The sequence below is a fragment of the Pseudomonas anguilliseptica genome (assembly GCF_900105355.1).
Lineage (GTDB): Bacteria > Pseudomonadota > Gammaproteobacteria > Pseudomonadales > Pseudomonadaceae > Aquipseudomonas > Aquipseudomonas anguilliseptica.
Map to the genome: position 1 here is coordinate 555,573 of NZ_FNSC01000001.1, position 14,511 is coordinate 570,083.

A 14,511-nucleotide genomic window follows, 5' to 3' on the forward strand; every position below is an offset into this window, starting at 1 on the left:
TTCACAACCCACAACGGTGGTCTGTGAACGCGGCACTTAGCTACTCGCCGGGGTGCACTTGGCCTGTGCAGCCTCTTCCGTCAGGTTGCGCACCGAGGTGTAGAACAGCTCGCAGGTTTGCAGCTTGTCAGTGACCTGCCATTTCTCGCTGCAGGCACTCAGCACCGGGCTCGCGTCCTGATTGGGTTGTTCGCCCATACGCGCCTGCCAACAGGCGGCGCTGAGATCCTGCCCCATGACCTTGAGACCGGCAGCATCGGCTTTCTGCTCGTCACCGTTATAGTTTTCCGGGTCAGCGGCATACCAGATGTAGCTGGGGTGATTGGCGCCAAGCACGGCCACCTGCTGCCCAGCCGCCGGGCTGATCTGCGCCAGGCCGAGGACATCGATGGAAACCCCGTACTGCTGATTAACCCAGCTGCGTACCGGGCTGCCATCGGCAGCGCCTGACCGCCCTCACCAGCAGTCAACTGCATCACCATCTGCGTCTGGTAGGCGTTGAAATAGCTGTAGACCCCCTCAAGCGCGCTACCAGCGTTGGCAGGCGCGGCAATCGGGGCAATGTCGATGATGGTCTGGAAGGCCGGCGTCTGCGCCGCACCGATGCCGTTCTCGGTCAGCAGGCCAGCCCAACGATTTGTGGTGCTCGACTCCAGATAATCCTGCGCCTGGGTCAGCGAGTAATCCGGCGGAAAGTGCAGCAACTCAACGCTCTTGCGGTTATCCAGCGCCATGCCCAGCGGCAAGAACAACGACCAGTTGTATTGCCACTTGCCATCCTTGTTAAGCAGTTTCGCGCCCGCGTAGGCCAGCTCTCCGGTCTTCAGCAGCTGTTCGAGTGGCTTACCGTACCCCTCGGGCACCTCGGTGAATTTGGCGTAGAGGTCTTGCTGCTCGCGGTGCACGGTTACCTTGGCCTTGTCGTAACCATCGCGCTGCAAGCTCTGGCCCAGGTAGTGCTCGGCGGTCTGCTCCAGCGTCCAATCGCGATAGCAGATCACATTGCAGTTATTGGGGTAGGCAAATAGGCGAGTAACGCGCTCCGCGCTGCCCAACTTGACCGTTACATCGGCAGCTTGGGCGTGGCAGGCAAGCAACAAAACGGCTGTGGCGAGCATGAATCCTTTACGACTCAGCATGAGTAACTCCTTAATTGAGGGGGGGGGGTGAGCCTTCTCCCTTTCGTGCTCTATGCCTAAGGCACGAAAGGGGCGAAGCGATTGATTTTGCACAATCAACTACAAGCAACAGTTCAAAATTTTCCACTCCGCCCACCCATTTAGCACAACTGGACTACCCTTTTCATTAGTCGTTGCATTACCTGCCCCTGTGGAGCTTGACATGAATAAGTATTTTCATACTGGCCTGCTTGCACTGCTATTAACTTGCAGCACACACGCTGTACTCGCCGCCCCGCTGGTGTTTATTACCGAGGCCTACCCCCCGTACAACTTCTCCGACGACAACATCCTGCGCGGCATCGCCGTGGATATTCTGGTGGCGGCCAGCCAAAACACCGAACAACCCGTTAAGAGGAGCGACATCCAGCTCTTACCGTGGGCGCGAGGCTATCACTCCGTTCAGAAAAACCCCAACACCGTACTGTTCTCCACCACACGTACTCCTGCGCGGGAGAAACTGTTCAAATGGGCCGGGCCGATTGCCGAAACCCGCGTGGTGTTGATGGCGCGCAAGGACCGCCATATCAAAATCGACAGCCCCGCAGACCTGCTGGCCTACCGGATTGGCGCGATTCGCGAAGACATCGGCGAACAAGCCGTCCGCGCCCTCGGCGTGGGCCAGGAACAACTGTTGTTATCGGCCAATGCCGACGCCCTGAGCCGCCAGCTGGATGCTGGGCGCATCGACCTGTGGGCCTATGAAGAAAACGTTGCGTACTGGTTCCTGCGCAACGCCGGTTTCGAAACCGCTGAATATGAAGATGTCTACCTGCTGGAACAAGGCGAACTCTGGTTCGCCTTCAACCTGCACGTCACGGACGAACGCATCCAGCAACTGCAGAACGGCATTGACGCCCTGCATAAAACCGTCGGAACATTCGGCAAAAGCCGCTACGACGACATCCTGCTCAACTACCTCTGAGCTATAGCCCCCTCTAACAGGCCGTTGAATAAAGCCAGCCTCTTCTACCGACCTCAACCCAAGCCGGTGCGTGGTACCGACCTCAAACAAAACGAGCAATTCAGTTACGCTAGAACAGCGCATCCTGAACGATCACCCGCCACTCCCTCTGCGAGGCCTGACCGATATCGTTATGGCGTCGATGAACCGGGGCTTTGACGGGCTGTACTCCACGCTTGGGCGGGCTTCGCTTACGCCGGAATGCCTGCTGCGCATGTCAATACTCAAGGTAATCTACACCATTCGCTCCAAGCGGCAGTTGGTCGATCAGATTGATTTCAACTTGCTGGTTCACCGGCTTCTCGATGGACGAGCGCATGTGGGATCACTCGATCCTTCAGCCACAACCGCGACCGGATGTTCCGCCAGGATTTAGCGCGCCTGTTCTTTCAGCGCATCAAGTCGCTGGAGTAGTGGTCCGAGTGCGCCAGCGACGAGCATTTTAGCGTCGACGGCACACTGATCCCGAGGCCCGACTGGCGCGCAAGAGTAATGGTGATACCAGTCGGTTGGCGTACGATGATGGAGCACCACGCGGCATCCGGGGTATGCCGACAGCCAGAAGATCCGCAAGACCTTGGCTGACTGAAGACGGTTGGCGGCCGGCGCAAGGCCACGCTGATCGGTCACGCCAAGCTAAGTACTCAGTTATTGCTGGGTTTCTCGGTCTACAACGGATCCGACTAAGCAACCTATCAGGTTGGTGGCGAGAACCGCATGTATAGGGCAAGTGCGCCCCAAAACTCCGAAAGACGTGAAAGCTGTGCTGAAAACGGTCAAAAAGACCTGAATCCAAGCCTTCTTGGATTCAGGTCGGCCAAGGCGCTTGAAAAGCGTCAAGCCAAACGGGTTGGGGCAATGAAAACTAAATTTTCCAGCGGCCTACTAAAACCGCACAAGCATGCTGTTGTGCAATAACCATGACGTTACGCCAAAAGGCCAGCAACACTCACTCCGTGCGGAAACGCACCACCAGCTGTTTCAGCTCACTGCTCAAGCCGCTTTGTTCCTGGGCGTAGCTTTCCACCTCGGCTGCCTGCACAGATATCTGCGTCACTGCGTCGTTGATGGCGACGATGTTCTGGTTGATTTCCTCTGTCACCAGATGCTGTTCCTCGGTCGCAGTGGCGATCTGCATGGTCATGTCGCGGATCATCTGCACCTTGCCTTCAATGCTTTCGAAGGCGGCCATCACCTCTTCAGACAGCACGATAGCCTTGCCCGACTCGACCAGGCTTTGGTCCATGCTCACCGTCACTTCCTTGATACGGTTAACCAGCAGGTTAAGGATATTGTTGATCTGCTCAGTAGAGTCCTGAGTGCGTTTGGCCAGGTTGCGCACCTCATCGGCCACCACCGCAAACCCGCGCCCCTGCTCGCCCGCGCGGGCGGCTTCGATGGCGGCGTTCAAGGCCAGCAGGTTGGTCTGTTCGGCGATCTGCTGAATGGTCGAGAGGATATTGTTGATATTGACCGTTTCCTTCTCCAGCTCCTGAATCACCTTGCTGGAGTTCTGGATGCTGGCGCCAAGATTGTTGACCCCGGACGTGCTGCGGCCAATCACCTCTTTACCATTGCGCGTGGCCACCAGGCCCTGCTCCGACACCTCGGCGGTCTGCACGCAGGTCTTGGCCACCTCATTGGCCGCCGACGACATCTCGGTCACGGCAGTGACAATCTGCTCCACCGAACTCAACTGGCGCTGCAGCGTGGCCGACATCGCCGTGGTGCGCTTGTTGGTATCGCTGGAAACCCCATCCATGCTGATGGCGTTCTCCTTGATCACCTTGATCATGCCCTGGATCGACTCGATAAACTGATTGAACCACTTGGCCAGCTCGCCGGTTTCATCGCTGCTGAGCAGGTCCAGGCGGCGGGTCAGGTCACCTTCCCCCTGAGCGATGGTGCGCAGCCCGTCTTTCACCAGATTAATCGGGTTGACGATCCGGTTGGCGATCACCACCCCAGCCGCGCCGAACAGCAGCACCAGCACGATGCACACCACCAGGGTGATCCAGGTCAGCTCACGGGCACTCGCGTAGATCTCATCGGCCTGCTTGAAGCCAACAAACTTCCAGCCCAGCTCCGGCGAGGTGTAGACGTTGGCCATATACGCCACCCCGTCGATCTCCACCTCCACCAGGCCGTTCTCGGTTTTGCCGATAACCGCGAAATGCTCGCCGGGCAGCTCGCTGACCTTCTTGAAGTTGTTGTCCGGCTTAAGGCCATCCACCAGCAAGGTGCCGCTGCCCTCGGCCAGCATCAGAAAGCCGGTTTCACCGAAGCGTACCTTCTGCGCCATATCGGTGAGCGCCTTGAGCGACACATCCACCGCCACCACTCCTGCGAACTGCCCGGCATTGTCCTTGAAGCCCTTGAGCACCGAGACATACACCGCGTCATCCGGCTCCCAGTAATAACCGTCGCGGCGGCCCAAGGTGAAGTTGGCATCTCGACCGATGGGGTACCACTCACGCTTGCGCGGGTCCCAGTCACCGTAATCGCCGGTGCCCGGCCACTCCACATAGCCACCGTTGGTATCGCTCATATAAACGTAACCAAAGGTGGGATTGTTCTTACCGATGCTGGAGAAGTAATCGAAAATCTGCTTTTCGCGCCCCCCATTGGCAGTGGCCACCTCGCCCGGCTTGCGCGCCTCACCGAAGTAGGTGGTCAGCTCACCGTTATCGGCATCCTTCACTGCGGGATATTCCGCCAGGGCCGAAACGGTGTAGCCCACCGAATCAAAGAAGGTGGCGAAGCTGTTGTTCACCAGCTTCATATCCAGGCTGCTGGAAACCTGAAAATTCTCTTTGGCCTGCTGCGTGACATTGCGAATCGTCAGCAGTGCCACCACCAGAACCGGAATCAGGGTTGCCACCAGAAAGCTCAGCAACAGTTTGGATTTGATACGCATGGGACATCGCCTTCTAGCTGGCCAGTAATACGCTCTATCGGCGCTTGTTGAGGATAGTTGAGGCTGATGACCGCGCCGGCGTGGCACTCAGTAGCTGAAGGCCACCGACATAAAAAGCGCCCCAACAGCATCAATGCCAATTTGCCATCACCACACATTGTCATTTGCCTGTGCGCCGCCCAGGGACGGGCGATAGCAGATGGTCGTTCCTTGCGCACTAACCCGTTGTATCGACGAGGATTCGCCATGAAAAAGATTGCCTACCTGCTGGCCCTGACCCTGCTCGCCACCCTGACCGGTTGCACCATCAAACACCCGATTGCCGAACCCCGCCTACCTGAGCAACAATACCGGGGACAGCCAGCTGCCCAGCGCCAACGGCCCTGCCGCCTACGCCCTGAGCCCGGCCACCAGCAGCCACCATTACGAATTCCGCTCCGCCGTCGTGGGCCATGCCAACCTGTGGATCGTCAACTTCGGCCAGATGCTCGACAACACCCTGCAATCGGCGGACGTACAACAAGCCTTCGGCCGCCTCGAAGCGCGCCAGAGTGCTGATCTGCCGCTGCTGAGCTTCGAGCTGCAGGAATACCGCTTCGCCGACTTCCGCGCCTACATCACCCTGAAGGTGAACGTCAGCGCGGACGAGCAGCAGCTGTTCTCCAAAACCTACAAGGTCGAGGGCAAAAGCCAGGGCGGCAAAATGTTCTGGGGCGGCTCCTTCGCCATGAAAAACGCCATCCAGCAATCCACCAAACTGGCCCTGGACGACATCCTGCGCGAGTTTATTCAGGACTATAACCAGCTCAATCTGGCCCAGAAGTAAGCCAGTCGCTCGGGCAACGATCGCAGTGGTGGATGGATACAGCGTCATCCACCCTACTCGCTGGTTGTTTACACGAGTTGCAAACGCCCCCATATAACGACACTGGGCGGACACCCCTTCAGCGCATCCACAACGTACCTGACATCCGACTAGGTGTTCACCACGCCGGCGCTCAACTGCACCCCACAGCCGGACACCAAAAACCCCGCGTCAAGCGGATGACCATCCGTCTCACCAGCGTTCAACCAAGTAAGGCAACCTATACTCACTGTACTCGGCAGAGTCCTCTGCACACTGGCGGAACACAGCATGAGCATACGGCGATATGCACTGGCAGTACTTGTATCCATATTTGCTGCACAGGCCCATGCAGAACGCATCCTGATTGCCGCCGAAGATGACTGGGCACCCTACTCCGCCAAACGTGCCGACAGTCCAGAACCAGATGGCTTTACCCCAACACTGGTGCGCGAGATTTTTGCCCGGCGCAACATTGGAGTGGAGTTTGTCACCGTACCTTTCTCACGTTGCCTGCATTACGCCGAGACCGGGCGCACCGTTGCCTGCTTCAACGTCACCATCACCGACGAGAACCGTGACCAGTTCTACTGGCACCCCACGCCCATGTTCCATGAGGGCCTGGCCATCTTCGCCCTGCGCGGGCGCTTCAAACCGGAGCTCAGCAGCAAAGACCTGGAGCAGTACAAAGTCGGCATTACCAACGCCTACACCTACCCCACCGACTTTATGCAGAACCCCAGAATCGAACGCTCTGTTGCTCAGTCGGACGCCAACTTGCTCAAAATGCTGATCAAGGGCCGGGTGGACTTCATCATCATGAACACCCTGCCCGGCCAACTGCGCATCCTCGATGAACAGCTGGGTAGCAAAATCGAGCGTGTGGGCATGATCTCCCTCGATGGCTTCTGGCTGAGCTTTTCCAAAAACCATCCCGACGGCGAACGCCTGTCGAAAATATTTGAAGAAGAACTAAACAGACTCATCGTCAGCGGGCGCGTGGCGGAACTGGAACTGAACATGAAAGCGCGACTAGGCTTTCGCGTCCCGCAAGACGCTCAAGTAGGGCACTAACCCAGAGATGGCTACCACGCAGAAGCGTGGGAGCTATGTGGAACACCAATCTCACAGACGACGCCAAACGCCCCATCAGAAGGCCGAGTGGAATCGTTGCGCAAGTGTTGTGGCTCAACGATGAATTGGGCCGATTGATACACAATTGATCGGAATTACGTTCTTCGCCCTTACGGCGACGCATCTGCCCCACTTCTATTAAGGAAACGCTATGAGCGACGAAGAGCAGAAAGTTGAATGTGGCGTGCATGGTACCAGCACAGCTACGTTCCTCTGTCGCCATCTCAATGATGGTGAGGCCCTGGGATTCAATGTGGGTTATGACCCGGAGCAGCCTGAAAATCTCTACCCCGATGCATGGTGTGATCAATGTGACGCGATGCTGGAACAAGAGGGGGAATGGAATGATCGCGCCGAGACGTTTGCGGGTATCCGCCTGGTGTGCGCAGAGTGCTATTGCCATATCCGAGAGCTTAATTGGCTTCAAGATGAAGACACGCTGCATACGCTGATCACCGATAGCTTCAACTATCTGCAAGAGCAGCAGAGCAGCTTTATGACCACCTACAAGATTGGCGAGCACAGCCGCTGGGATTGGTATCAGGAAACCGGCAAGCTTATTTTCTCGAATGAGGGCACACCGACGGTGGAGTGTGATGTCGATTTCGTAGGCACCTTCTCAAACCGTTCCGACTCCTGGATGTGGGCCTGGGCGAATGAGTCGTTTCTGGAACTGGTCAAGGCAAGGTCTCGGGAAGTCCGCGAGCTAGGTGACACATTGAACTTGCTGAAACTAGCTTGTGCCACCTGGTCGGCAGACCCGGTCGACGGCTGGGAAATGACGGCAGTGATGGCCAAGCACTTGGGCGCCATCGGCTCTTATAGAGCCCCCGGTGAAAATGGATTTCTCTACATGGTGGTACGTGAAGCCCGCTGGGTGAGCTAAAGGTTGCAATAGGCTTGGCTCGCTCTCTCCTACCCGGCCATCGTTTGGCTTTAAGCCATCAATACGGCGTCGCCAGCGTCAAACGCATCTACGGCGAATCTAAAGCACAAAGCACAGATAAACACCGCCCCAAATAGTGGATGAAAAAAGTGTCATCCACCCTACTCGCTACTTGCTATCGCGGAAAATCGGCGGCTGGTTGAACGTAGGTATTCCGCCGCTCTTGTATTGGCTCTACTTACTGGTTTCGCCCTTACGGCGAGTTACTTTCTCTTTGCGCGCGCAAAGAGAAAGTAACCAAAGAGAAAGCGCGCCCGGCATCCGGGTTTCGCTGCGCTCAACTTCCCTCGCTCCGGTGCTGTTCCGAGGGTCGTCACGGTGGGCCATCCCTGGCCCATCGTTCCTCGTTTGGCATCCATGCCAAACGCCCCTCTACACAGCACCTCCACTCGGCCTCCTGACGGGACCCGGAGACCGCGTTGTTTGGGTGATTTGTGGAAGGCAGAGCGAAAGGCAAAAGCAGAACAAAGACCAAAGCATCGCGGCCATGGGCCACTTCTACGGGTTCGTAGACTTGTGGGCAGGTGAAACCCGCCATGATTTTTGCTTTTCAATCAGCGATTACACAGACGACGCCAAACGCCCCATCAGAAGGCCGAGTGGAATCATTGCGTAAGGGGTTGAGCGGCATGGATGCCGCGAGAGCCGCGATGGGCCAGGGATGGCCCTTCGCGGCGTGCCCCTGGAGCGATGATGGAACGAGGGAAGTCGAGCGCAGCGAGACCCAGATGCAAGGGGCAAGACCTTTTGGTTACTTTTGGGGCAACTGCCAAAAGTGACCCGCCGTAAGGGCGGAACCGTTAGGGATCCTCTGAAGTAGCCATGCATTTCTGGCTGACGTCAGCCTCTGCTGATTTCGAAAGTGATAAATCGATCAAAAACGATCAGATTACCGGCTCATTTCTGTGTTTTTAGCCGCCGCGAGCACCTCGCGGCAGCCATTTCCAGCATTACGGGCGCACCTCTCCTGCATTCGTCAGTAAATCTCGGCGCGCCATCCACAGATTTGACAGCGCGAATAAAGTCACCAGTTGCGCCGTGTTTTTGACCAGGCCACGGAAGCGCGTCTTCACATAACCGAACTGACGCTTGATCACCCGAAACGGATGCTCGACCTTGGCTCGCACTTGGGCCTTGGCCTTCTCGATTTTGCGCTTGGCTTTGTACAGCGCGCTGCGCTTACCGAGTTTCTTGTAAGTGCTACGCCGTGCTGCAACCTGCCAGATCACTTGACGGCCCTCATGCTCGGGGCGCTTCTCGACACCGGTATATCCGGCATCGGCCCCCACCATGTTTTCCTCGCCGTGCAGCAGCTTATCGACCTGGGTGACATCCGCCACGTTGGCGGCAGTACCCACCACGCTGTGCACCAAGCCAGACTCGTCATCCACCCCGATGTGCGCCTTCATGCCGAAGTAATACTGATTGCCTTTCTTGGTTGAGTGCATCTCAGGGTCACGCTTACCGTTCTTGTTCTTGGTTGAACTCGGCGCGTTGATCAGCGTGGCATCGACGATGGTGCCTTGGCGCAGCGACAAACCACGGTCACCCAGGTAGCCATTGATCACGGCCAGGATGCCGGCAGCCAGTTCGTGTTTTTCCAGCAAGCGGCGGAAGTTGAGGATGGTGGTTTCGTCAGGAATGCGCTCCAGAGTCAGCCCGGCAAACTGGCGTAGGATGGTGGTCTCGTACAGCGCCTCTTCCATCGCCGGATCGCTGTAACCGAACCAGTTTTGCATCAGATGCACTCGCAGCATCGCCATCAGCGGATAGGACGGTCGGCCGCCTTCACCCTTTGGATAATGCGGCTCGATCAAAGCGATCAACCCTTTCCATGGCACTACCCGATCCATCTCGATCAGGAACAATTCTTTGCGGGTCTGCTTGCGCTTGCCGGCGTACTCGGCGTCGGCGAAGGTCATCTGCTTCATCGGAAAACTCGGCGGGTGGAGTGCGGATATTTTGCCAAAATCAGGAAGTCTTTTTCAGACCATCCTTAGACCGGGCAACGCAGAGGCGGCGAGGACACTGCTACCGCAGGAGAACAGCAAAACGAATGATGATCTCGAATGGCCATTATTGAAGGGTATCGCTACGCTCAATCCATCCTACGGGCGCACAGAAAAATACCGCATCAATAGCAAGGAGCTAAACATGGAGTTCTTCGAGAAGTTAAACAGCCTTTCAGCAAAAATCCGCCAGCAGGCAAGTGCAATTAAAACGGAAGAAGCCACAAAAAACGCATTTGTCATGCCATTTATAAACACCGTTCTCGGCTATGACGTATTCGACCCAAGGGAAGTAACCCCAGAATTCGTCTGTGACATTGGGACGAAGAAAGGTGAAAAAATTGACTACGCAATATTAAAAGATGGCGAAGTTCAGATACTGATCGAATGTAAGAAAATTGGCGAACCGCTTAACCTCAACCATGCCTCACAGCTCTTCCGCTACTTTCATGTAACAAACGCCAGAATCTCAATCCTAACTAATGGTCAAGTCTATAAATTCTTCACTGACCTTGACGCCCCAAACAAAATGGATGAGAAGCCCTTCCTTGAACTCGACCTGCTAGATATCGACGAGCACGCGGTACCCGAACTTGTAAAACTTACAAAATCAGCCTTCGATGTTGAATCTATAGTCAACGCAGCGGGCGAGTTGAAGTATGTAAGCCAGATAAAAAAACAAATCGCACTTCAATTCACCAAGCCTGACGACGACTTCGTAAAATTCTTTGCATCCCGTGTTTACGAAGGGATGATCACTCAAAAAGTGCGCGAACAATTTGCAGAGTTGACCCGCAAGGCAGTCGCACAATTCTTGAACGACCAAATCAACGACCGCCTAAAGTCCGCAATGAGCGGAGCCATTCAACCCAGTTACGCGGCCACGACTTCGTCACCAGCAGATCCTGCGAATGAGCAAATTGATGACACTACAGAAGACAAGGTTCTGACCACCTTAGAAGAGCTTGAGGGCTATCACATCGTCAAAGCCATTGTGCGTTCCGTTGTTGACTCCAAACGCATTATTCAACGCGACACTCAAAGTTACTTTGGGATATTGCTAGACGATAACAATCGCAAACCGATATGCCGCTTGCACTTCAACCGCACGCAAAAATATATCGGTATTTTCGACCAAGAAAAGAACGAAACGCGCCACCCCATCAGCTCACTCGACGAAATCTATGATTTTGCTGATCAACTGAAAACAACCATAAGCTTCTACTAACAGCACGTAGCATGGGTTAAGCACAGCAATACCCATCAACTCTCAAAACAAAAAAGGCCCATCAATCGATGGGCCTTTGGTTTAAAACACCACTCGGATCAGACCAACGCAGCCTCGCTACGACGCTCAAGCTTCTTCGCCTGATACTCCCGCGCCGCCTGATGAAAGTAAGCGCTCCATAAACCTCATCTACAAATGATCCGCAGGCCAGCCAATGCTGAGCTCCAATTTCTTTCTGGAGCCAGCCGTCATGATGCGCCCCGACGCCAAAGTCGAAAAAGTCTATCTATACCCCAAGCCGGTGGATTTCCGAAAATCCATCGATGGCCTGGCCGCCCTGGTCGAGCTGGATATCAAGGTGGCGGTGTTCGACCCGGTGCTGTTCGTCTTCCTCAACCGCGCGCGCAGCCGGGTGAAGATTTTGTATTGGGAGCGCAACGGCTTTTGCCTGTGGCTCAAGCGATTGGAGGCTGAACGCTTCAAGTCGCATCCGGAACCTGGCGAAGATGCGATCGTGCTGACGGCCCAGGAGTTGAACTGGTTGTTGGACGGTATCGACCTGTGGCGCAACCGGCCGCACCAGGTTTTGACCCCTAGGTTCGTCACCTGAGCCGGTATAATCCACGGCATGATTTCTGTGCCCGAAACCCTTCCTGATGACCCCGCCGCGCTCAAGCAATTGCTCGCTGAGGTGTTGTCGTCGGCGCAGGAATTGGCCAAGGACAAGGATGGGCAGATCGAGCGCCTGCGCGAACAAAACGCGCTGTTGATCCAGCGCCTGTTCGGCCGTAAATCCGAGCAGAGCAGCGACCCGGATTCACCGCAGCTAGAGATGTTCAACGAAGCGGAAAGCCTGGCCGAAGCGGCGGCTGAAGCTCCGGCCGCTGAGGTCGAGGAAGAAGTCGTTGCGCCGACCAAGCGCCGCGGCAAGCGCAAGCCGTTACCGGCCGAACTACCGCGTGTCGAGGTCATCCACGAACTGCCCGAACACGAACTGACCTGCGAATGCGGTTGCCGCAAGCAGGCCATCGGCGAAGAAACCAGCGAGCAGCTGGAAATCATCCCGATGCAGGTTCAGGTGATCCGCCACATTCGCAAGACCTATGCCTGCAAGGCCTGCGAAAGCGCGCCGGTCACCGCTGACAAACCGGCCCAACTGATCGAGAAAAGGCTGGCCAGCCCGAGCGTGCTGGCGATGCTGCTGACCAGCAAATACGCCGACGGCATCCCACTGTATCGCTTCGAAAAGATGCTCAGTCGCCATGGCATCGACATCCCCCGGCAGACCCTGGCGCGCTGGGTGATCCAGTGCGGCGAACTGCTACAACCGTTGCTCAACCTGATGCGCGACAGGCTGCTGGACAGTCCGGTGATCCACTGCGATGAAACCCGCGTGCAGGTGCTCAAGGAGCCTGGGCGCGATCCGAGCAGCCACTCCTGGATGTGGGTGCAGACCGGTGGCCCGCCTGGCAAACCGGTGATCCTCTTCGACTACACAACCAGCCGCGCGCAGGAGGTGCCGCTGCGCCTGCTCGACGGTTATCGCGGCTACCTGATGACCGACGATTACGCCGGCTACAACGCCGTGGCCGCACAACAAGGTGTTGAGCGCCTGGCCTGCTGGGCGCATGCGCGGCGCAAGTTCGTCGAAGCGCAAAAGGTGCAACCGAAGGGCAAAACCGGGCGTGCCGACATCGCGTTGGGGATGATCAACAAGCTCTACGGCATCGAGCGCGAACTTAAGGATGCCAGCGATGAACAGCGCTACCGGGGCCGCCAGCAGCACAGCCTACCGCTCCTCGATCAGCTCAAGACCTGGCTGGAGAAAACCCAGCCGCAGGTCACGGCGCAGAATGCCCTGGGCAAAGCAGTGAACTACCTGGCGAGCAACTGGAGCCGACTCGAACGCTACATCGAGGCTGGCCACCTGCCGATCGATAACAACGCTGCCGAGCGCGCGATCCGGCCCTTCGTCATAGGTCGCAAGAACTGGCTGTTCAGCGACACGCCGAAAGGCGCGACCGCCAGCGCCCAACTCTACAGCCTGGTGGAAACCGCCAAGACCAATGGCCAGGAGCCCTACGCCTGGCTGCGCCATGTCCTCGAACGCCTGCCGCTGGCCAACAGCGTTGAAGCCTACGAAGCGCTGCTGCCTTGGAACTGCCAACCAACGACGCCACTGTAAAACGCAAAACCTCTCCAGAGGGAGGTGGGGTCTATGGAGCGCTTACGTTGTACTGAAAGGGGGCGGTTTTGCTGTAGAAGCTGCGAATTCGCGCCGGCACTTGCGGTTCAGGCCAATAGTCGATGATGTTTTGGCAGGCCTGTTTCCAGGTGTCAGGGCGCGCCAGCACGGCAATGATCAGTGGCGCCTTGGCCGCGTTCTGACTCATGCACACCGGGTGCAAACGGACCAGCAACGCCGGATCGCGAATCACCTGAAAACTCCAGGGTTGCAGGTTGCAGGAGTTGGGCGCCAGCACCGCCAGCTCCAAACAATCACGCACCACATCATAGGGCACCGCTTCGGCCGTAAAGCGACGCACCGCGCGTCGACGCTCGATCAGCTCACGCAGCGCGGCGGGACTAGCGGGTGAAATGGCGGTGTCGGAGGGAAACAGGCTCATCGGGGCATCCTCGGCAGGTTGCCCGATTAAGCCGCGATGCCGCGTGCTGAACAAGCGGCTGCGGTGGATAGTCCGCAGCCTTGGCGCAAATGGCCTTAGCCCAAAGCCTTTTCGATAGCCTGAATGATGCTCGGATCATCCGGCGTGGTGCGTGGGAAGAAGCGCGCCAGTACGCGGCCATCGTGACCGACGAGAAATTTCTCGAAATTCCAGGTGATATCACCTGGAAACTCGGCACCCTCGCCTGCCAGCAGACGATACAGCGGATGCCGCTCCGGCCCATTCACCTCAAGCTTGCTGCCCAATGGGAAGGTCACGCCGTAGTTGAGGCTGCAAAACTCGCGAATGGTTTCCTCACTGTCGGGCTCCTGCTCGGCAAACTGGTTGCACGGCAGGCCCAGCACGCTGAAGCCCTGATTCTTGTATTGCTGATAGAGCTTTTCCAAGCCGGCGTACTGCGGCGTCAGGCCGCACTTGGAGGCGACATTGACCACCAACACCACCTGCCCCTTGAAGGGTGCCAGCGGCAGCTCTTGGCCATCCAGTGCACGCAGGTTGAGGTCGTGAAAGGCACTCATGGCTAACTCCTTGAGAACACACAGGTTACGTGTAGCGGACAAGAAATGGCCGGGAGCCATTTTTAACGTCGCACCGCGACGGCCCG

At 56.9% G+C, this 14,511-nt stretch carries 10 protein-coding genes and 4 pseudogenes; 8 read left to right on the forward strand and 6 right to left on the reverse strand.

What is annotated here, in order from left to right; genetic code table 11:
• Window positions 1-36 precede the first annotated feature (36 nt).
• A pseudogene (locus BLW24_RS02740) lies at window positions 37-1,139 on the reverse strand (hypothetical protein).
• A 202-nt stretch (window positions 1,140-1,341) separates the two neighbouring features.
• Here BLW24_RS02740 and BLW24_RS02745 point away from each other — a divergent pair.
• On the forward strand, window positions 1,342-2,103 hold the full coding sequence (locus BLW24_RS02745; protein ID WP_090376406.1) for a substrate-binding periplasmic protein: 762 nt from the start codon (window positions 1,342-1,344) through the stop codon (window positions 2,101-2,103).
• A gap of 66 nt (window positions 2,104-2,169) precedes the next feature.
• Window positions 2,170-2,867: pseudogene (locus BLW24_RS02750) on the forward strand (transposase).
• A gap of 224 nt (window positions 2,868-3,091) precedes the next feature.
• Here the strand turns inward: BLW24_RS02750 and BLW24_RS27065 are convergent.
• Window positions 3,092-3,937: a methyl-accepting chemotaxis protein gene (locus tag BLW24_RS27065; protein ID WP_420875020.1), complete on the reverse strand. Its 846-nt coding sequence runs from the start codon at window positions 3,935-3,937 to the stop codon at window positions 3,092-3,094.
• 15 nt (window positions 3,938-3,952) lie between these two features.
• Window positions 3,953-5,059, reverse strand: a pseudogene (locus tag BLW24_RS27070) (cache domain-containing protein); the annotation flags it as partial.
• Between the two features lie 319 nt (window positions 5,060-5,378).
• Here BLW24_RS27070 and BLW24_RS26130 point away from each other — a divergent pair.
• The 3 genes from BLW24_RS26130 to BLW24_RS02770 all read left to right on the forward strand — a co-directional run bounded on the left by BLW24_RS26130 (window position 5,379) and on the right by BLW24_RS02770 (window position 7,923).
• Entirely contained in the window at window positions 5,379-5,885 is a 507-nt protein-coding gene (locus BLW24_RS26130; protein WP_244161070.1) for a hypothetical protein, read from the forward strand.
• Window positions 5,886-6,194: 309 nt separating this feature from the next.
• Window positions 6,195-6,977, forward strand: a complete 783-nt coding sequence (locus BLW24_RS02765) for a substrate-binding periplasmic protein (protein ID WP_090376412.1) — start codon at window positions 6,195-6,197, stop codon at window positions 6,975-6,977.
• A gap of 211 nt (window positions 6,978-7,188) precedes the next feature.
• The gene (locus BLW24_RS02770; protein ID WP_090376415.1) at window positions 7,189-7,923 is read left to right on the forward strand and encodes a DUF6882 domain-containing protein; all 735 of its coding nucleotides are present in this window, start codon (window positions 7,189-7,191) and stop codon (window positions 7,921-7,923) included.
• A 1,010-nt stretch (window positions 7,924-8,933) separates the two neighbouring features.
• Here BLW24_RS02770 and BLW24_RS02780 read toward each other — a convergent pair.
• On the reverse strand, window positions 8,934-9,914 hold the full coding sequence (locus BLW24_RS02780) for an IS5 family transposase (RefSeq protein WP_090376416.1): 981 nt from the start codon (window positions 9,912-9,914) through the stop codon (window positions 8,934-8,936).
• Window positions 9,915-9,945: 31 nt separating this feature from the next.
• Here BLW24_RS02780 and BLW24_RS02785 point away from each other — a divergent pair, with 31 nt between their 5' ends.
• From BLW24_RS02785 to tnpC, 3 genes are all read left to right on the forward strand, one after another.
• Complete coding sequence (locus BLW24_RS02785) at window positions 9,946-11,220, forward strand: type I restriction endonuclease (protein WP_244161071.1); 1,275 nt, start codon at window positions 9,946-9,948, stop codon at window positions 11,218-11,220.
• A 214-nt stretch (window positions 11,221-11,434) separates the two neighbouring features.
• Window positions 11,435-11,830: an IS66 family insertion sequence element accessory protein TnpB gene (gene tnpB, locus BLW24_RS02790; RefSeq protein WP_244161054.1), complete on the forward strand. Its 396-nt coding sequence runs from the start codon at window positions 11,435-11,437 to the stop codon at window positions 11,828-11,830.
• Window positions 11,831-11,848: 18 nt separating this feature from the next.
• Complete coding sequence (tnpC, locus tag BLW24_RS02795; RefSeq protein ID WP_090375563.1) at window positions 11,849-13,405, forward strand: IS66 family transposase; 1,557 nt, start codon at window positions 11,849-11,851, stop codon at window positions 13,403-13,405.
• Between the two features lie 46 nt (window positions 13,406-13,451).
• Here the strand turns inward: tnpC and BLW24_RS02800 are convergent.
• Both BLW24_RS02800 and BLW24_RS02805 read right to left on the reverse strand, forming a co-directional pair.
• Window positions 13,452-13,847, reverse strand: a pseudogene (locus tag BLW24_RS02800) (nitroreductase family protein); the annotation flags it as partial.
• A 95-nt stretch (window positions 13,848-13,942) separates the two neighbouring features.
• Entirely contained in the window at window positions 13,943-14,425 is a 483-nt protein-coding gene (locus BLW24_RS02805; protein ID WP_090376419.1) for a glutathione peroxidase, read from the reverse strand.
• Window positions 14,426-14,511: the final 86 nt, after the last annotated feature.

Coding starts and splice junctions, on each gene's coding strand:
- BLW24_RS02745 (WP_090376406.1), top strand. CDS start 1,342: ATGAATAAGTATTTTCATACTGGCCTGCTTGCACTGCTATTAACTTGC.
- BLW24_RS27065 (WP_420875020.1), bottom strand. CDS start 3,937: ATGATCAAGGTGATCAAGGAGAACGCCATCAGCATGGATGGGGTTTCC.
- BLW24_RS02765 (WP_090376412.1), top strand. CDS start 6,195: ATGAGCATACGGCGATATGCACTGGCAGTACTTGTATCCATATTTGCT.
- BLW24_RS02770 (WP_090376415.1), top strand. CDS start 7,189: ATGAGCGACGAAGAGCAGAAAGTTGAATGTGGCGTGCATGGTACCAGC.
- BLW24_RS02780 (WP_090376416.1), bottom strand. CDS start 9,914: ATGAAGCAGATGACCTTCGCCGACGCCGAGTACGCCGGCAAGCGCAAG.
- tnpB (WP_244161054.1), top strand. CDS start 11,435: ATGCTGAGCTCCAATTTCTTTCTGGAGCCAGCCGTCATGATGCGCCCC.
- tnpC (WP_090375563.1), top strand. CDS start 11,849: ATGATTTCTGTGCCCGAAACCCTTCCTGATGACCCCGCCGCGCTCAAG.
- BLW24_RS02805 (WP_090376419.1), bottom strand. CDS start 14,425: ATGAGTGCCTTTCACGACCTCAACCTGCGTGCACTGGATGGCCAAGAG.